Raw genomic sequence first — 17,491 nt, 5'->3', positions numbered from 1 at the left:
TGAACCGTTGTTGTTATTGAGTCTTCACCCACTCAATTTGAATTCAAAATTCAAAATTAGGTATTAAACTTTCGTATCGAGCCAATTTGCGAAATTTCAATGCTCTGAATAAGCAGGCATTTATGGCGATGACGGGCAAAAAAAAGCAGCGCCTGACAGGCATTGCTCGTACGAACGTTGCGCATTTTTCAGCGCGGCTCCCCTCCTGGCGCCAACCCCCAGTGCAAACCCGCCGCCTCGATACCGGCAATGGCTGCCTGCTGGTCTTCATCAGAAGAAGCACCGCTCACCCCCACGGCCCCCACCACACGTTGCTGGACATCCAGAATCGGTACCCCGCCGGCAACCGGCACGAAGTGCCCCCCAGAGGCCGCCGCCACACTGCCCAAAAAGGCGGGCCGCTCGCTGTTTCGTTCGCCGATGATGCCACTCGAGATTCCCATGCCGATTGCTGCGTATGCCTTGCCCTGGGCGACAGGAAAGCGCAATGGCGCGCATCCATCCTCGCGCTCGGCACATACCACATGCCCTCCCGCATCCACTACCACGATGGTCAGTGGCGTGAGTTCAGCCCCCCGCGCCTGCTGTATGGCACCGTCCACGATGCGCCTTGCCTGCTCTCGTCCAAGCTGCACGCTGCACGTAAATACACTTCCCGCCATGGCTCAGCTCCTGTTTATTATTGAATGATGGATCGCCGCCCTGCTGCGACGGCTTTTTGAGAATAGCCCAGACAGCAAACTGCATTCATAATTACTTTTGCAGATCATACAAAGAAGCGTCACTATGTCTGTAAAGCGTTACTGCCTGTAAACCCCTACTGGGCTTGGCATGACGCGCCGCACGACCAACCGCTTGGGGAGCAACAGGCGGGCTTACCAAAAGGGACAGCACCATGACTAAAATCCTGCAGCGAAACCTCTATCGCGAAGTCGCTGATCGCATCGGCGAGCTGATCGAACATGGCGAGCTTGCGCCTGGTGAGCGTATTTCAGAGAAACAGCTGTGCGAACGGTTCGGCGTATCGCGCACGCCCCTGCGGGAGGCCCTGAAAGTATTGGCCACCGAAGGGTTGATCGAACTGCTGCCCAACCGTGGCGCGCGTGTCGTGCGCTTGACGTTCAAAAAGGTCAAGGATACCTACGACCTGATGGCGGCTCTGGAAGGGCTGTCAGGTGAACTCGCCTGCCAACATATCAGCGATGCCGAAATCAAAGCGGTGCGCAAACTGCACGACACCATGCTGGAGCACTACCATCAACGCGATCTGGCGAGCTATTTCATCGTCAATCAGCAGATACACGAAAGCATCCTGGCAGCGTCGCGCAATGAAGTGCTCCAGGAGATGTACAGCAATCTCAGCCAGCGGGTGAAACGGGTCCGCTACTCCAAGAAGATGACTCAGAAGTTCTGGCGCCAGGCCGTACAGGACCACGAAAACATGATCGAAGCGCTCGAAGCACGCGATAGCCCCCGGCTAGGGCAGATTCTGCGCGATCACCTGTGCAACAAGCTCGAAGTCGCCACCCTGGCGGGGGTCATCGAGGATGACAGCCTCAACGTAGCCAACTGCTAACCCGCACCCTTCACTACCACTGTTCCAGACGCATGGCGGAGCGCTCCAGGCGATCGTGCTCCGCCTCCAGCTCTCTCAGCAGTTCACTGATGCTGGTGAGGTGCTCCAGCGCAATCTGCCGCGCCTGCTCGGCGTGGCCGCTGACTACCGAGTCATGCAGGCGTGCGTGCTGCTGATTGATCATTTCTCTGGGCCCGGGCCGGTGGTAGAGGTGCTTGACCGATGCAAAGACCGAGCTGAGCAGCAGATCGGTCAACCCTTGCAGCGTATGCACCAGTACGGGGTTGTGGGAGGCCTGGGAGATGGCCAGATGAAACGCGTGGTCCAGCCGCGCCAACTGCTCGACTTCCAGGGTATCCGTCTGAGCAGCGTATTCGGCCATCTCACGATAGCGGCGCGTGATCAGCACGCGGTCCATGGACGTGCCACGCCGAGCCGCCAGATAGGCAGACTCGCCTTCCAGCAGCGCGCGCACTTCCAGCAGGTCGAACAGCGTCCGCGGATGGTCGCGGAACAGATGCATCAGCGGGCTCTGGTGTTGGCTCGGCAACAGGGACGCCACGGTGGAACCATGGCCCTGGCGAGTGTTGATGATGCCCTTGCTGCGCAAGATCCTCAGCCCCTCACGCAGGGAGGCACGAGAAACGCCCAGACGCTCACATAGCCGCCGCTCGGAAGGCAGCAGTTGCCCCGGTCGAAAGACTCCCTCGAGAATCAGCTCTTCCAGCTTGGCCGCCACGTGCTCGGGCGTGCGTTTGCCCATGGCGATGTCATCGTTGTTGAGTACCACTTGCCCTCCTCTCTGCTTGAGCCACAACGCCTCCTGGCGGTAAGACCAAGTAGCTGCCTGGGGTGAGTATGCCATGAACCTTGCGACTATCGACCAATTACTGGTCAGACCACTGCACCACAGGCTGGACAGGCGCCTGAAAAAAGCTCAGATTGGCGTCAAGCGGCGGCGACCTGCTGCTCTGTTCAACGATAAAAATGAAGGATGTCGCGATGAATATCCTGTTCGACGAGCGCCTCGATGGCGAGCTCGTCCACCGTGATAAAGCCGAGGTGCTCAGCGACCTGCAAAGCGCTGTGCCTACCTTGACCCTGCTGCACCGCGAAGAAGACCTGCGCCCATTCGAATGCGATGGTCTGGCGGCTTATCGGGTGCTGCCCATGCTGGTCGCCCTGCCGGAAACGCTGGCCCAGGTGGAAGGCCTGCTCAAGCGCTGTCACGCCCTGGGCGTACCGGTGGTGACCCGCGGCGCAGGCACCGGGCTTTCCGGCGGCGCCCTGCCCCTGGAACAAGGCGTGCTGCTGGTCATGTCGCGCTTCAATCAGATCATCAGCGTCGACCCCGATGCCCGTCTGGCCAGGGTACAACCCGGCGTTCGCAACCTGGCGATTTCCGAGGCGGCGGCGCCCTATGGCCTGTATTACGCGCCCGACCCGTCTTCCCAGATTGCCTGCTCCATTGGCGGTAACGTCGCCGAAAACGCCGGTGGCGTGCACTGCCTCAAGTATGGCCTGACCGTGCACAACGTGCTGCGCGTGGACGTACTGACCATCGAAGGCGAGCACATGACGCTGGGCTCCGAAGCGCTGGATGCGCCAGGCTTTGATCTGCTCGCGCTGATGAATGGCTCCGAAGGCATGCTGGGGGTGGTCACGGAGATTACCGTCAAACTGTTGCCCAAGCCGGAAACCGCCAAGGTCCTCATGGCCAGCTTCGACGATATCGAAAAGGCAGGCCGCGCAGTGGGTGACATCATTGCCGCAGGGATCATTCCCGGTGGCCTGGAAATGATGGACAAGCTCGCCATTCAGGCCGCAGAAGACTTCATCAAGGCGGGCTACCCAGTGGATGCCGAAGCCATTCTGCTCTGCGAGCTGGACGGCGTCGAAGCAGACGTGGACGACGACTGCGAGACCGTTCGCCGCGTACTGGAAACGGCCGGGGCCACCCATATTCAACAGGCCCGGGACGAAGCCGAGCGCGCCAAATTCTGGGCCGGGCGCAAGAACGCCTTCCCGGCGGTAGGCCGCATGTCACCGGACTACTACTGCATGGATGGCACCATTCCCCGCCGCGAGCTGCCCCGGGTACTCAAGGGCATTGCCGCGCTTTCCGAGGAGAGTGGCCTGGCTGTGGCCAACGTGTTTCACGCGGGCGATGGCAATATGCACCCGCTGATTCTGTTCGATGCCAACAAAGAGGGTGAGCTGGCCCTGGCGGAAGACGTCGGTGGCAAGATTCTGGAGCTGTGCGTTGCCGCAGGAGGCTCGATTACCGGCGAGCACGGCGTAGGGCGCGAGAAGATCAATCAGATGTGCAGCCAGTTTCAGCCCGACGAACTGACGGTCTTTCACGCTCTGAAAGCGGCCTTCGACCCGCAACGGCTGCTCAACCCGGGGAAGAACATTCCGACCCTGGCGCGCTGCGCCGAATTTGGCGCCATGCATGTACATAACAACGAGTTACCGCATCCGGAGCTGCCACGCTTCTGATGCCACAAGGACCGACCATGACCGAACTAGCGATACACGCTGACCAGGATATCGCCGCTGAACTGTGCGAACAGGTGCGCAGCGCCTACGCCGAGCGCACCCCGCTACGCATCGTGGCGGGAAACACTCGGGCTTTCTATGGCCGCCCGGTAGAAGGCGCGGAGCTCAATGTCGCGGCCCATCGCGGCATCGTCTCCTACGACCCCGTGGAGCTGGTGGTGACCGTGCGGGCCGGCACACGGCTTGACGCGCTGAACGCAGCACTTGCCGAGAAGCATCAGATGCTGCCTTTCGAGCCACCGATCTTTGGCGAAGCCAGCACCATTGGCGGTGCTGTCGCCACCGGCATGTCCGGCCCCCGTCGCCCCTGGGCCGGGGCTGCCAGGGATTTCGTGCTGGGCACCCGGGTGATCACCCAGGAAGGCAAACTGCTGCGCTTTGGCGGCGAAGTCATGAAGAACGTGGCGGGCTACGATCTCTCCCGCATGATGACCGGCGCCCAGGGCACGCTGGGCGTACTGGCCGATATCTCTTTCAAGGTGCTGCCGATTCCCACCGCCAGCCATAGCCTGCGCCTCTCCATGGGTCTGGAAGACGCCCTGGCGAAGCTCTCCGAGCTGGGCCGCCAGCCGCTGCCGATCACCGCCGCGGCCTGGCACGCGGGCGAGCTGTTCATTCGCCTGGAAGGCGGCGAAAGCTCGGTCAAGGCGACCAAAGAGCGGCTGGGCGGCGACGCCCTCTCGGCAGACTTCTGGCAGCAGCTACGCGACCTGCAGCACGCCTTTTTCAACCTGGCCGAGGGCCAAGCTCTGTGGCGCCTGTCGCTACCACCCCATACACCGCCGTTGGCACTGGCCGTCGATGAAAGCGATATCTTCTACGACTGGGGCGGCAGCCAGCGCTGGGTGAAAACCCCACTGCCCGCGCAAACCCTGCGCGATGCCTGCCAGCAGGCAGGCGGCCACGCCACCTGCTACACCCCGCATCATCAGGGCGGTGCGGAGTCACCGTTCACGCCACTGAATTCAGTCGTGGAAAAGTATCATCGCAACCTGAAGACCGAACTGGATGCCTACGGCATTTTCAATCCTGGTCGTCTTTATGCGGCATTTTAATCAGGAGAGCTGACATGCAGACGCACTTTACCGATGCCGACCGCCAGAAACCGCATATTCAGGAAGCCGAGCGCATTCTGCGCACCTGCGTACACTGCGGCTTTTGTAACGCCACCTGCCCCACTTACCAGCTGCTGGGCGATGAGCGAGACGGGCCACGCGGGCGTATCTACCTGATGAAAGAGCTGCTGGAGAGCCGCGATGACGATGACCAGGTCACCGAAGAGACTCGCCTGCACCTCGACCGCTGCCTGACCTGCCGCAACTGTGAAACCACCTGCCCCTCGGGCGTCGAGTATCACAAGCTGCTGGATATAGGACGCGCCGAGATCGAGCGCCGCGTGCCCCGCTCGGCCGCCGAACGCGCCCAACGCTACGCCCTGCGTAAAATGCTGGTGGACCCCAAGCGCTTCAAGGCGCTGCTGAGTCTGGGGCAAACCTTCAAACCGCTGGTGCCTGGCAAGCTGCGCAGCAAAATGCCGCCCGCTCCGGTGGATGCAGGCCAACGCCCCGACAGCCAGCGCCATACGCGCAAGGTATTGATCCTGGAAGGCTGTGTGCAGCCTGGTCTCTCGCCCAACACCAATGCGGCGACGGCTCGCTTGCTCGACCGCCTGGGCATCAGCGTCACACCGATCAGTGAAGCGGGGTGCTGCGGTGCCATCGACTTCCACCTCAATGCACAGGAAGCCGGTCGCCAGCGCATGCGCGCCAATATCGACGCCTGGTGGCCGCAAATCGAGCAAGGGGCCGAAGCCATCGTGCAAACCGCCAGCGGCTGCGGCGCCTTCGTCAAAGAGTATGCCGACATGCTCAAGGACGACCCTGCCTACGCGGCAAAGGCCCAGCGTGTCAGCGCACTGGCCAAGGATATCGTCGAGATTCTGCGCGACGAGCCTTTGGAGGCCCTGCAGCTCAAGGAGCATCAGCGTCTGGCATTCCACTGCCCCTGTACGTTGCAGCATGCCCAGAAGCTCAACGGCGCGGTGGAAAGCGTGCTGGGCAAACTCGGCTTTACGCTGGCCCCGGTCAAGGATGCCCACCTGTGCTGCGGTTCGGCAGGCACCTACTCGGTGACGCAGCCGGAGCTCGCCACCCAGCTGCGCGACAACAAACTCAATGCTCTGGAAGCAGGCAACCCCGAAGTGATCGTGACCGCCAATATCGGCTGTCAGACGCATCTGGCCAGTGCCAATCGCACGCCAGTCCGCCACTGGGTAGAAGTCGTCGACGCTGCCCTGGTATAACCTCGATACTCGCGGCCCCTGGCATCACGCCTTGCCCGTCAGGCGCCGCGCCTCACCCCCCATGATAAGAAGGATACTTTGATGCAAACCAAAGCCGTTCTGGGCCAAGCCGACGTCATTCAAGTACTGGACGCCGCACAGCAAGAAGCCGACAACAACAGCTGGCCCGTGACCATTGCCGTCACCGACGATGGCGGCCACCTGCTGGCCCTGCGCCGGCTGGATGGCGCCGCCCCGTTCAGCGCCGAAGTAGCGACCCAAAAAGCGCGCAGCGCAGCGCTCGGCCGCAAAGAGACGCAAATCTTCGAGGAGATGATCAACGGTGGCCGTACGGCGTTTGTCTCGGCACCGTTGCAGGGGCTGCTGTCCGGCGGCGTACCGATCATCGTGGATGGCCAGGTCGTGGGTGCCGTGGGGATTTCTGGCGTCAAGCCGGACCAGGATGTCCAGATCGCCAAAGCCGGTGTCAGCGCTATCGCCTGACCACTGAGCACCGCATGACGCCGTGACAAACGGCGTCATGCGCGCCTGAACATAGGCATCTGGAAATGGCATCTGGAAATAGAAACGACAAAAAAGCCCGGATCGAAGATCCGGGCTTTTGGAATGTGTTCGGTTTTATCGACGTGCTTGCATGCACATGCATACCGATAAGTGCTTAATGGCGGACCGGACGAGACTCGAACTCGCGACCTCCGGCGTGACAGGCCGGCATTCTAACCGACTGAACTACCGGTCCACGTTAAGACACTTCAAGACCATTGCAAGGGCGTCATCAAAGCGGTTCAGTCGCTATGCGCGCTACTTGAATGGTGGGTGGTACTGGGTTCGAACCAGTGACCCCCAGCTTGTAAGGCTGGTGCTCTCCCAACTGAGCTAACCACCCGATCATTGACAGCCATTGGCTGATCAATCGACTGCTTCAAGTTATCGTGGCGGACCGGACGAGACTCGAACTCGCGACCTCCGGCGTGACAGGCCGGCATTCTAACCGACTGAACTACCGGTCCGAATTACGATAACTGATGTGCAACATTGAGCGATGATGGCGGACCGGACGAGACTCGAACTCGCGACCTCCGGCGTGACAGGCCGGCATTCTAACCGACTGAACTACCGGTCCACAAATGCATCACTTGCTGCTTACGTTTCCAGGGCACCATGTCAATGGTGGGTGGTACTGGGTTCGAACCAGTGACCCCCAGCTTGTAAGGCTGGTGCTCTCCCAACTGAGCTAACCACCCGCTGGTCACGTGGCGCTGCATTCTACAGAAGCCTGTTCAAATGTCAACACGAAGCGTTTAAATTCTGCATTTAAACCAGTGTGCTGCACGTATCACCGACTTCCGCTCCTTGAGCGCGGACGAAGGATGCCGCAATCCGGGCAGCCTCGTCAATCAAAACCTTTTGATTCAGGCCGGATAATTTCCGTGGCTTGAAATCATGGTCCCCATCGGCAAGCCATTCCACCTGCACGCGCCTCGGTAGTCGGTAGCTCTCTACCTCAGCACGGGTGCCAAAAGGATCTCGCTCGCCCTGGATGATCAACGTCGGGCAGGACAACGACGCAAAGTGCTCCGTTCGCAGCACGTCCGGCTTTTTAGGAGGATGGAACGGATACCCCACGGCGATCACGCCTGGGCACGTCCGCTCACTGGCAAATAACGACGCCAGGCGCCCGCCCATGGACTTGCCCCCCACCCATAAAGGAAGTGGGCCCAACGGCTCGATCAGGGAGTACCAGTCAGCGACACAGGCCACACTTTTCAGCACGGGTGGTGGCGGGCGACGCTTGCCCTGCTCGTGCATCTGCTGCATGTAGGGCAAATCGATAGCCCATACCTGTATGTCATGCGCCGCCAGCGTCGCGGCAAATTGCCGCATAAAATCGCTCAGGTGCCCTGCTCCCGCACCGTGCAGCAGCAGCAAGCGCCCCTGCCGGGGCATGCCGGAAACACTCACCGGCCCATATCCTTCCACGTAAAAGCGCTGAACAGCGGGGCTGGCAATACCCTTGAACAGTGCCTGTGGCGCAAGCGGCTCGAACCCCAGGCCAGCGTAATAGGACAACGTCGACTCCTGCTAATTCAGCGTTACATCCATTGGCGTGTTCAGCTTAAGCCTCGGCTGCGATAGAATCTAGGCCGGATCTTGACCTGCATCATCAAGCGGGTGGCCGCACCCAGGCAAAATGCTAATGCACAATGCTACGGGTTACCCCCTAACCGCGTTCGATGGGAACATGAAATGAGCACAGCACTGGAACACCCGACCTACAATTACAAGGTAGTTCGGCAGTTCGCGATCATGACCGTTGTGTGGGGCATCGTGGGCATGACGATTGGCGTCATCCTCGCCTCCCAGCTGGTTTGGCCGCAACTGAACCTCGGCTTACCTTGGACTAGCTTCGGGCGTCTTCGTCCGTTACACACTAACGCCGTCATCTTTGCCTTCGGTGGCTCAGCGCTGTTCGCGACGTCGTATTACGTCGTTCAGCGTACCTGTCAGACACGTCTGTTCTCTGACAAGCTCGCCGCGTTCACCTTCTGGGGTTGGCAGGCGGTCATCCTTTCTGCCGTGGTCAGCCTGCCATTGGGGTATACCACCACGAAAGAGTACGCAGAGCTGGAATGGCCAATCAACATCCTGATTGCCGTTGTCTGGATCAGCTACGCCATCGTGTTCCTGATGACGATCAAGAAGCGCGCCACGTCCCACATCTATGTGGCCAACTGGTTCTTTGCTGCGTTCATCCTGACCGTGGCCGTGCTGCACATCGTCAACAACGCCGCCATTCCTGTCACCATGATGTACTCCACCTCGATCTATGCCGGTGCCGTGGATGCCATGGTGCAGTGGTGGTACGGCCACAACGCGGTGGGCTTCTTCCTGACGGCAGGCTTTTTGGGCATGATGTACTACTTCGTACCCAAACAGGCCGAGCGTCCGATCTACTCCTACCGTCTGTCCATCGTCCACTTCTGGGCGCTGATCATGATCTACATGTGGGCAGGCCCGCACCACCTGCATTACACCGCACTGCCCAACTGGGCGCAGTCGCTGGGCATGATCATGTCGATCATCCTGCTGGCACCTTCCTGGGGCGGCATGATCAACGGCATGATGACCCTGTCGGGCGCCTGGCATAAGCTGCGCACCGACCCGACCCTGCGCTTTCTGGTCGTGGCTCTGTCGTTCTACGGCATGTCGACCTTCGAAGGCCCGATGATGGCCATCAAGACCGTCAACGCGCTGTCTCACTACACCGACTGGACCATCGGCCACGTGCACTCTGGTGCCCTGGGCTGGGTAGCGATGATCACCATCGGCTCCATGTACCACCTGATTCCGCGGGTCTTCGGCCGCACCGAAATGTACTCCGTCAGCCTGATCGCCGTGCACTTCTGGCTGGCCACCATCGGTACCGTACTGTACATCGCAGCGATGTGGGTCAATGGCATCATGCAAGGCCTGATGTGGCGCGCCATCAACGCCGACGGCACGCTGATGTATACCTTCGTTGAGTCTGTCGAAGCCAGTGGCCCAGGCTACTTCGTTCGTCTGATAGGCGGCCTGTTCTGGGTAGTCGGCATGCTGATCATGGCGTTCAACGTGTACATGACCGTCAAGCGTCGTGAAGCCATCAGCTACTCGGCACCACAAGCCGCTTAAACCGGGGAAGTTCAGACCAATGAAACATGAGATTGTCGAAAAGAACGTTGGCCTACTCGCCGTCTTGATCCTGGTTGCGATCAGCTTCGGCGGCTTGGCCGAAGTCGTGCCACTGTTCTTTCAAAAGGATACGACGGAGCCCGTGGAGGGGCTGCGCCCGCTGAGTGCACTGGAGCTCGAAGGCCGGGACATCTACCGCCGCGAAGGCTGTGTGGGCTGCCACTCCCAGATGATTCGCCCGTTCCGTGCGGAAACCGAGCGCTACGGCCACTACAACGTGGCTGGTGAGCAGGTGTACGAGCACAACTTCCTGTGGGGGTCCAAGCGTACGGGGCCAGACCTGGCGCGCGTAGGCGGCCGCTACAGCGATGACTGGCACCGCGCCCACATGTACAACCCGCGCGATGTCGTGCCCGAGTCCATCATGCCGGCTTACCCCTGGCTGTTCGAGCGCACCCTGGATGGCGAAGCGACACCGCGCAAGATGCGTGTACTGCGTCAGCTGGGCGTTCCCTACACCGATGAAGATATCGCCAACGCCACCGCCGAAGTACGCGGCCAGCAGGAAATCACTGCGCTGGTGGCCTATCTGCAACAGTTAGGAACCGTGCTCGAGGGCACTCGTTAAGTTATGGATACGGGAACTTTCCGCGGACTTATCACGTTCATTCTCATTGTCGCTTTCGTAGGCATCTTCTTCTGGGCCTACTCCAAGCGGCGCAAACCCGACTTCGATGAAGCGGCCAACCTGCCCTTTGCCGACGATGAAAACGATAAGCAACCGACCCGTGACAAGCATGCTTCGCCAGAGGGCGAAGCGGATTCCCGCCACGACAGGGGAGATAAGAATAGATGAATAACTTATGGGGTGACTCCCTATCCAGCTTCTGGAGCGCCTGGATCATCGTCATCACTCTGGGCACGATTGCGCTGAGCGTTTGGATCCTGATCTCCAACCGCCGCACCGACAAGACCCCGGATGCTGATGGTAATGTAGAGACCACTGGCCACGCCGCCGATGGCATCGAAGAGTACGATAACCCCCTGCCCCAGTGGTGGTTCAAGCTCTTCATCCTGACCGTGGTCTTTGCGCTGGGCTATCTGGTGCTGTACCCAGGTCTGGGCAACTACGCGGGCGTGCTGGGCTGGTCTCAGGAAAGTCAGTGGGAAGAAGAAGTGGCGCAGGCCAACGAGCGCTTCACACCGATCTTTGCTCAGTACCAGGAAGTGCCGATTCCCGAACTGGCGCGTGATGCCGAGGCCATGCAGGTGGCCGAGCGCATTTACCTGAACAACTGCGCGGTGTGCCACGGCTCCAACGCCCAGGGCGGCTACGGCTTCCCGAACCTGACCGATGACGACTGGCTGTACGGCGGCGAACCCGAGAACATTCTGACCACCTTGAACAACGGTCGGAATGGTCTGATGCCCTCCTGGCAGCAGCTCGGTGAGAACAACATCGAGAACCTGACCCAGTACGTGCTGTCGCTCTCCAACCTGGAGCACGACGAGGAGCGCGCTGCCAGCGGTGAAAGCACCTTCCTGGCCGCCTGTGCCGCCTGTCACACGCCTAGCGGCACCGGCAACACGGCACTCGGCGCCCCCAACCTGACCAACGATATCTGGCTGTATCAGGCACCAGGGCAGAGCGTTGCCGACTCTGTACGCCAAACGCTGCGCAACGGCCGTAACGGCCACATGCCTGCCCAGGCGGCGTACATCGGTGAAGAGCGCGTCCACCTGGTGGCCGCTTACGTGTACAGCCTGCGCTTCCGCGACTGATCTCGTTGTCAGGCGTTTGACGCCAGTGTGCACCAAGGGTGCGGTTTCATACCGCACCCTTTCTACATCCAGCAACCGCTCAGCCGCTCGGCGATCCGTTACACTATTGTTTATCGAAACAGGTTTATCGACACAGGTTTAGCGACACGGCATAACGCTACTACGCCAGCGACCACCCTTCGGCTGCCGCCCACGTCTGCCTCACTGAGCTGCGATCACCGCCATGGAAAAAATACCTAGCCACGATATTACGCCGCCAACCGTTGGGCACCACACGCCTGGCCAGAACGAGACCCAAGAGATGTACGCCAAGCGGCGGCATATCTACGTGCGTGAAATCAAAGGTCTGTTCCAAAAGGTTCGGCGCAGCGCCAACTGGGCGCTGATGATGGCCTTCTTTCTGCTTCCCTGGTTGAACTGGGGAGAGCGACCGGCCGTATGGTTCGACCTGCCGGGGCGTGAGTTTCATATCTTTGCGGCGACTTTCTACCCACAAGAGTTCGTGCTGCTCTCGTGGCTATTGATCATCTGTGCCTTTGGGCTATTTTTCATTACGGTGTTTGCTGGTCGTGTCTGGTGCGGCTATACCTGCCCGCAGAGCGTCTGGACCTTCCTGTTCATCTGGCTGGAACACCGTATCGAAGGCAGCCGCCATCAGCGCATCAAGCTGGACAAACAGGCCATGGACGCCAGCAAGGCGTGGCGCAAGACCGCCAAGCACAGCGCCTGGCTGCTGATCGCTCTGGCCACCGGCGTGACCTTCGTGGGCTATTTCACGCCCATTCGTTCACTGGTGGTCGAACTGCCCACACTGGAGGCCCACGGCTGGTCCTACTTCTGGGTCGGCTTCTTCCTGGTGTTCACTTACCTGAATGCGGGCTGGTTGCGTGAGCAGGTGTGCATCTACATGTGCCCCTACGCTCGCTTTCAGTCGGTCATGTTCGACCGTGATACGCTGATCGTTTCTTACGACGCCACCCGGGGAGAACCGCGCGGCAGCCGCAAGAAAACCCTCACCCATTCCCAGGCTCAGGCGGCAGGATACGGTGACTGTATCGACTGCGAGCTGTGCGTGCAGGTGTGCCCCACGGGGATCGATATTCGCGACGGCCTTCAGTACGAATGCATCACCTGCGCCGCCTGTATCGATGCCTGCGATAGCGTCATGGATCGCATGGGCTACCCGCGCGGGCTGGTTCGCTATACCACGGAAAATGCGCTCGAAGGCAAGAAGAGTCATGTACTGCGCCCCCGCCTGCTGGGCTATCTGGCAGCGCTGCTGGTCATGATCGCCACGTTCGCCTGGGCGGTGAATGAGCGCATGCCGCTGGGCTTTGAGGCAGAGCGAGAGCGCACACAGCTTTACCAGATCACGCGAGAGGGTCAGGTCAGCAACGTCTATAACCTGACGATTCGTAATCTGGACAATACGGCCCATACCTATCAACTGAGCGCGACCGGGCTCGAGACACTCACCCTGGACCGCACGTCGATAGAAGTGCCTGCCGGTGAGACACGCACCCAGATCGTGACCGTCCTGGCCGACCCGACTGAGCTGCAACAGCCCAGCCAACCGATCACTTTCATCTTGCAGTCTCAGCAAGACGACACCATTCGCTCGGAGCGTGAAACGCGCTTCCTGGGCGACGTTAGGAGATAAGTCCTCATGTCCGACACCCCGATTCAGCCCTGGTACAAGCAGTTCTGGCCATGGTTCCTGCTGGCACTGCTCTCCTCGTCCATCGTGGTCAGCATCACTTTTGCGGTCCTGTCGATCAAGACTGCCGACGGCATGGTGGTCCAGGAGGACTACTACGAACACGGCAAGGCCATCAACATGGTGCTGGCCAAGCAGGAGCGTGCCAATGAGCTGGGGCTTTCCGCAGAGCTGCGCATCGACCCGCTCACCAGCGATATCGTGCTGGACCTGACCGGCGACGACCGCCCGGAGACCCTCTATCTGACGCTGATCTTCCCGACTCAGGATGACCGCGATCAGGAGTTCGTGCTGCAACACGTGCGCGAAGGCCGCTACATCACCCAAGGCCCCGACAACCTGCGCTACCGCTGGTACATTCAGCTGCAGCCCCAGCAAACCGAAGCCGACTGGCGGCTGATCGGTGAGGCGCGCTTCCCCAATGAAGAGAGTGTCGCCCTTCTACCCGGAGGCCGCACGCAGAGCGAATGAGTACTGCATCTCTAGCCAGCTGTTACCACTGCGGCAGCGCGGTGCCTGATGGGGCACCATGGAAGATCATCATCGACGAAGCGCCCCAGCCGCTTTGCTGCCCCGGCTGCGAAGCGGTCGCCCACGCCATCGTGGAAGGTGGCCTGGAGAGCTACTATCGCTACCGTACCGAGCTACCGGAGCGCCCCGACGAGCGTCAGGCCAGCAAATCAGAGACCTGGTCGGTGTTCGACGACCCCGCGCTGCAGGCCCAGTTCACCCACCCGGAAGGGGATGAAGGCCACCTGCGGGCCACCCTGGCCGTAGAGGGGATTACCTGCGCCGCCTGCGCCTGGCTCATCGAACACCGCCTGAACGCCCTGGAAGGCGTCAGCTCCAGCGCAGTCAACCTGTCGCACCACCGCCTGCGCGTATGCTGGGACCCGACACGTATCAAGCTCTCCCAGCTGTTTGCCGAGCTGGCCAGCATTGGCTACGACGCCCAACCCTACGAGCCCGACCAGGCCCAGGCACGCCTGCAACACGAAGAGCGCATGAACGTGCGCCGTCTGATCGTAGCCGCCGTGGGCATGATGCAGGTGATGATGTTCTCGATACCGATCTATGTGTCGGACCCAGGGGAGCTGAGCGCCGACTTCTATGCCCTGTTCCACTGGCTTTCGTTTGCGCTGGCAACGCCAGTGGTGCTGTTTTCGGCACAGCCCTTTTTCCGCAATGCCCTGCGCGACCTGAAAAGCGGCGTGCTGGGCATGGACGTGCCGGTCTCGCTGGCCATTGGCGGCGCTTACCTGGCCAGCAGCTACGCGGTACTGTTCGATGTCGGCGAGGTGTATTTCGACTCCGTGGCCATGTTCACCTTCTTTCTGCTGTTTGGCCGCTACGTGGAAGGCCGCGCGCGGCGCCGTAGCGGCCACAGCGGCAATGCGCTGAGCGGCGTACTGCCGGTCTCGGCCATTCGTCTGGAGGCGGATGGCAGTGAGCGTATTCTGCCTGCCAGCGAACTGACGGTAGGCGACCGCGTATTGATCAAGCCGGGCCACGGCGTCCCTGCCGATGGCGTGATCGAAGAGGGCGAATCCAGCCTCGACGAATCCATGCTGACCGGCGAGTACTTGCCGGTGACCCGGCGTATCGGCGATAGCGTGGTGGGCGGCAGCCAGAACATGGAAAATCCGCTGACCATGCGCGTCACCCACCCCGGCAATACGGCTCGGGTAGCAGGCATCGTCGACCTGACCGATCGCGCCTTTGCCAGCCGCCCCCGCCTGGCGCAAATGGCCGCCCGCATGGCCCACCTGTTCGTCCTTCGGCTACTGCTGGTGACGGCCTGTGTCACCATCACCTGGTGGATCATCGACCCGTCGAGAGTGCTCTGGATCATGCTGTCGGTACTGGTGGTCACCTGCCCCTGTGCACTGGCTCTGGCCACGCCCACGGCGCTGACCGCCGGCCACGGCCAGCTGCGCCAGCGGGGCGTGCTGATTACCCGCGCCGATGCCATCGAGTCGCTGTCCAACGTTACCCGCGTCATCTTCGACAAGACCGGCACGCTGACCCGCGGTGAAATGCAGCTCACCCAGACCCAACCGCTGGGACATCACGATAGCGAGCATCTACGCGCCATTGCCGCCGCGCTGGAAGCCCACTCCGAGCATCCTATCGCCCGCGCCTTCCGCCCCTTTCGCGATGCCACGCTTCAGGCCCGACATGTGAAGAGCCATACCGGTAGCGGCCTCGAGGGCACCCTCGATGGTGCCGTCTGGCGGTTGGGCAAGCCCGACTTCGCCAGCCAGCAAAGCATCGCGGTGCCGGGCAGCGGGCAGTGGCTGCTGCTGAGCGAAGATCACCAGCCGCGCGCCTGGTTCAAGCTGCATGACGGCATTCGGGAAGACGCCGCGCAAACCGTGGCGGCCCTGCAAGCACGCGGTCTGGCGGTGGAGCTGCTCTCCGGGGATACCCGGGAAGCCGTGGAAAGCCTGGCCGATCAGCTCAATATCGAGACCTGGCACGCGGGCCAGTCCCCCGAGGACAAGCTGAACCGGCTGCGCGCGCTGCAGGCCCAGGGCGAACGGGTGGTGATGATTGGTGATGGCATCAACGATGTGCCCGTGCTGGCCGGGGCCGATGTCGCGATTGCCATGAACGGTGCCACCGACCTGGCGCGTACCCGCGCCGATGCGGTGCTGATGAGCCCGCGCCTGATGCGCATCCACGATGCCGTGGATATTGCCCAGGCCACCCGCCGCATCATGCGGCAAAACATGATCTGGTCGGTGTGCTACAACTTCTCGGCCTTGCCGCTGGCCGCCATGGGGCTCATTCCGCCCTGGCTGGCCGCCATCGGCATGTCGCTGAGCTCGCTGGTGGTGGTGGGCAACGCCTTGCGTCTATCGCGTTGGCGCAGTGCTCCAACCCCCAGCATCGCCCCCGCCACACCGGTGACTGCATGAGCATTCTGTACCTGTTGATTCCGCTATCGCTGATCCTGCTCGGCCTCGCGGTCTGGGCCTTCTTCTGGGCGGTGAAGCACGACCAGTTCGAAGACCTGGAAGGCCCTGCCCACCGCATCCTGTTCGATGACGACGAAAACGACCTGACTCCCGAACAGCGCGCCGAGCGAAAAAACAGGGCCAAGCCGCCGCGCGACCAAGAGCCCCCGCCATGAACCCGACCGGGCTGGACCTGCCGCCGCTGCTGGCGGCCTGGGTATTTGGCCTCATGGGCGGAGCGCACTGCATCGGCATGTGCGGTGGCATCATGAGCGCCCTCACCTTCGCCGTGCCGCCCAGCATGCGCCACCCTGCTCGCCTGGGCGGGCTGCTGATGAGCTACAACCTGGGGCGTATTCTCAGCTACATGGTGGCCGGTGCGCTGGTGGCCGCGCTGGGCACGCTGGTCTCGCTCTCCCCGGCCGCCCGAGTGGGCCTGCAGGTGGTAGCGGCGGTCATGCTGATTCTGATGGCGCTGTACATCGCCAACTGGTGGAAAGGACTGCTCCGGGTCGAGGCCGCCGGACGCTACCTGTGGCGCTATCTCGACCCCCTGGGCCGACGGTTGATGCCTGTCGTGCACCTGCCCCAGGCCTTCGCCCTGGGCGCCATCTGGGGCTGGCTACCCTGTGGGCTGGTGTACTCCATGCTGGCCTGGAGCCTGGCCACGGCCGACCCGCTGCAAGGCGCGTTGCTGATGGGTGCCTTCGGACTGGGCACCCTGCCCACGCTGCTGGCCACCGGCCTGGCGGCTCGCCAGATGGGCCACCTCATTCGCCACCCCGCCACGCGTACCGTGGCTGCCTTGACCATCATCGGCTTTGCCCTGTGGCAACTGTGGTCGCTGCTGCCGACGGCGCATCACTCATAGCTTGATATAGCTCAACGCTTTGCCCGCTTCGATGCCTTAGCATGCAGGC

17 protein-coding genes and 5 tRNA genes are annotated in these 17,491 nt (G+C 61.4%); 14 read left to right on the top strand and 8 right to left on the bottom strand.

Annotated features, from left to right (window positions below; translation table 11 throughout):
- Nucleotides 1-188: 188 nt before the first annotated feature.
- A complete protein-coding gene (locus LG409_RS03500) occupies nucleotides 189-662 on the bottom strand; it encodes a GlcG/HbpS family heme-binding protein (protein WP_227407622.1) in 474 nt (157 codons plus the stop codon).
- A 233-nt stretch (nucleotides 663-895) separates the two neighbouring features.
- Here LG409_RS03500 and LG409_RS03495 point away from each other — a divergent pair, with 233 nt between their 5' ends.
- On the top strand, nucleotides 896-1,576 hold the full coding sequence (locus LG409_RS03495; RefSeq protein ID WP_039175376.1) for a GntR family transcriptional regulator: 681 nt from the start codon (nucleotides 896-898) through the stop codon (nucleotides 1,574-1,576).
- A 13-nt stretch (nucleotides 1,577-1,589) separates the two neighbouring features.
- Here LG409_RS03495 and glcC read toward each other — a convergent pair whose 3' ends face one another.
- A complete protein-coding gene (gene glcC / locus LG409_RS03490; RefSeq protein WP_084123720.1) occupies nucleotides 1,590-2,366 on the bottom strand; it encodes a transcriptional regulator GlcC in 777 nt (258 codons plus the stop codon).
- 212 nt (nucleotides 2,367-2,578) lie between these two features.
- Here glcC and glcD point away from each other — a divergent pair, with 212 nt between their 5' ends.
- The 4 genes from glcD (at nucleotide 2,579) to LG409_RS03470 (ending at nucleotide 6,923) form a co-directional block, all read left to right on the top strand.
- Nucleotides 2,579-4,078 (top strand): glycolate oxidase subunit GlcD, encoded by a 1,500-nt coding sequence (gene glcD / locus LG409_RS03485; protein WP_039175374.1) that lies wholly within the window; start codon nucleotides 2,579-2,581, stop codon nucleotides 4,076-4,078.
- A gap of 17 nt (nucleotides 4,079-4,095) precedes the next feature.
- A complete protein-coding gene (glcE, locus tag LG409_RS03480; protein ID WP_193461043.1) occupies nucleotides 4,096-5,193 on the top strand; it encodes a glycolate oxidase subunit GlcE in 1,098 nt (365 codons plus the stop codon).
- A 14-nt stretch (nucleotides 5,194-5,207) separates the two neighbouring features.
- Complete coding sequence (glcF, locus tag LG409_RS03475; protein WP_039175370.1) at nucleotides 5,208-6,440, top strand: glycolate oxidase subunit GlcF; 1,233 nt, start codon at nucleotides 5,208-5,210, stop codon at nucleotides 6,438-6,440.
- 81 nt (nucleotides 6,441-6,521) lie between these two features.
- The gene (locus tag LG409_RS03470) at nucleotides 6,522-6,923 is read left to right on the top strand and encodes a heme-binding protein (RefSeq protein WP_039175367.1); all 402 of its coding nucleotides are present in this window, start codon (nucleotides 6,522-6,524) and stop codon (nucleotides 6,921-6,923) included.
- A gap of 179 nt (nucleotides 6,924-7,102) precedes the next feature.
- Here LG409_RS03470 and LG409_RS03465 read toward each other — a convergent pair.
- The 6 genes from LG409_RS03465 to LG409_RS03440 all read right to left on the bottom strand — a co-directional run bounded on the left by LG409_RS03465 (nucleotide 7,103) and on the right by LG409_RS03440 (nucleotide 8,510).
- Nucleotides 7,103-7,179, bottom strand: a tRNA-Asp gene (locus LG409_RS03465).
- Between the two features lie 71 nt (nucleotides 7,180-7,250).
- Nucleotides 7,251-7,326, bottom strand: a tRNA-Val gene (locus LG409_RS03460).
- Nucleotides 7,327-7,373: 47 nt separating this feature from the next.
- Nucleotides 7,374-7,450: transfer RNA gene (locus LG409_RS03455), tRNA-Asp, on the bottom strand.
- A gap of 36 nt (nucleotides 7,451-7,486) precedes the next feature.
- A tRNA-Asp gene (locus LG409_RS03450) sits at nucleotides 7,487-7,563 on the bottom strand.
- Nucleotides 7,564-7,608: 45 nt separating this feature from the next.
- Nucleotides 7,609-7,684: transfer RNA gene (locus tag LG409_RS03445), tRNA-Val, on the bottom strand.
- A 70-nt stretch (nucleotides 7,685-7,754) separates the two neighbouring features.
- A complete protein-coding gene (locus tag LG409_RS03440) occupies nucleotides 7,755-8,510 on the bottom strand; it encodes an alpha/beta fold hydrolase (RefSeq protein WP_144979579.1) in 756 nt (251 codons plus the stop codon).
- A 177-nt stretch (nucleotides 8,511-8,687) separates the two neighbouring features.
- Here LG409_RS03440 and ccoN point away from each other — a divergent pair, with 177 nt between their 5' ends.
- From ccoN to LG409_RS03395, 9 genes are all read left to right on the top strand, one after another.
- Nucleotides 8,688-10,112, top strand: a complete 1,425-nt coding sequence (gene ccoN / locus LG409_RS03435; protein ID WP_039181509.1) for a cytochrome-c oxidase, cbb3-type subunit I — start codon at nucleotides 8,688-8,690, stop codon at nucleotides 10,110-10,112.
- Nucleotides 10,113-10,131: 19 nt separating this feature from the next.
- Nucleotides 10,132-10,740: a cytochrome-c oxidase, cbb3-type subunit II gene (gene ccoO, locus LG409_RS03430; protein WP_016916188.1), complete on the top strand. Its 609-nt coding sequence runs from the start codon at nucleotides 10,132-10,134 to the stop codon at nucleotides 10,738-10,740.
- Nucleotides 10,741-10,743: 3 nt separating this feature from the next.
- Nucleotides 10,744-10,968 (top strand): CcoQ/FixQ family Cbb3-type cytochrome c oxidase assembly chaperone, encoded by a 225-nt coding sequence (locus LG409_RS03425; protein ID WP_039181513.1) that lies wholly within the window; start codon nucleotides 10,744-10,746, stop codon nucleotides 10,966-10,968.
- On the top strand, nucleotides 10,965-11,894 hold the full coding sequence (gene ccoP / locus LG409_RS03420; protein WP_039181516.1) for a cytochrome-c oxidase, cbb3-type subunit III: 930 nt from the start codon (nucleotides 10,965-10,967) through the stop codon (nucleotides 11,892-11,894). The genes LG409_RS03425 and ccoP overlap by 4 nt, the downstream gene beginning before the upstream one ends.
- Nucleotides 11,895-12,117: 223 nt before the next feature.
- Entirely contained in the window at nucleotides 12,118-13,554 is a 1,437-nt protein-coding gene (gene ccoG, locus LG409_RS03415) for a cytochrome c oxidase accessory protein CcoG (RefSeq protein ID WP_227407621.1), read from the top strand.
- Between the two features lie 6 nt (nucleotides 13,555-13,560).
- Nucleotides 13,561-14,082, top strand: a complete 522-nt coding sequence (locus tag LG409_RS03410; protein ID WP_039181522.1) for a FixH family protein — start codon at nucleotides 13,561-13,563, stop codon at nucleotides 14,080-14,082.
- The gene (locus LG409_RS03405; RefSeq protein WP_227407620.1) at nucleotides 14,079-16,532 is read left to right on the top strand and encodes a heavy metal translocating P-type ATPase; all 2,454 of its coding nucleotides are present in this window, start codon (nucleotides 14,079-14,081) and stop codon (nucleotides 16,530-16,532) included. Before LG409_RS03410 ends, LG409_RS03405 begins: the two co-directional genes overlap by 4 nt.
- Complete coding sequence (gene ccoS, locus LG409_RS03400; RefSeq protein ID WP_039181529.1) at nucleotides 16,529-16,747, top strand: cbb3-type cytochrome oxidase assembly protein CcoS; 219 nt, start codon at nucleotides 16,529-16,531, stop codon at nucleotides 16,745-16,747. Before LG409_RS03405 ends, ccoS begins: the two co-directional genes overlap by 4 nt.
- A complete protein-coding gene (locus LG409_RS03395) occupies nucleotides 16,744-17,442 on the top strand; it encodes a sulfite exporter TauE/SafE family protein (protein WP_227407619.1) in 699 nt (232 codons plus the stop codon). The genes ccoS and LG409_RS03395 overlap by 4 nt, the downstream gene beginning before the upstream one ends.
- Nucleotides 17,443-17,491: the final 49 nt, after the last annotated feature.

This window comes from Halomonas sp. NyZ770, from assembly GCF_020616575.1.
In the GTDB taxonomy this organism is placed as follows: Bacteria; Pseudomonadota; Gammaproteobacteria; order Pseudomonadales; family Halomonadaceae; genus Vreelandella; species Vreelandella hamiltonii.
Note: the sequence above shows the minus strand (reverse complement) of the source record. Positions and strands in the feature narration are given on the sequence as shown.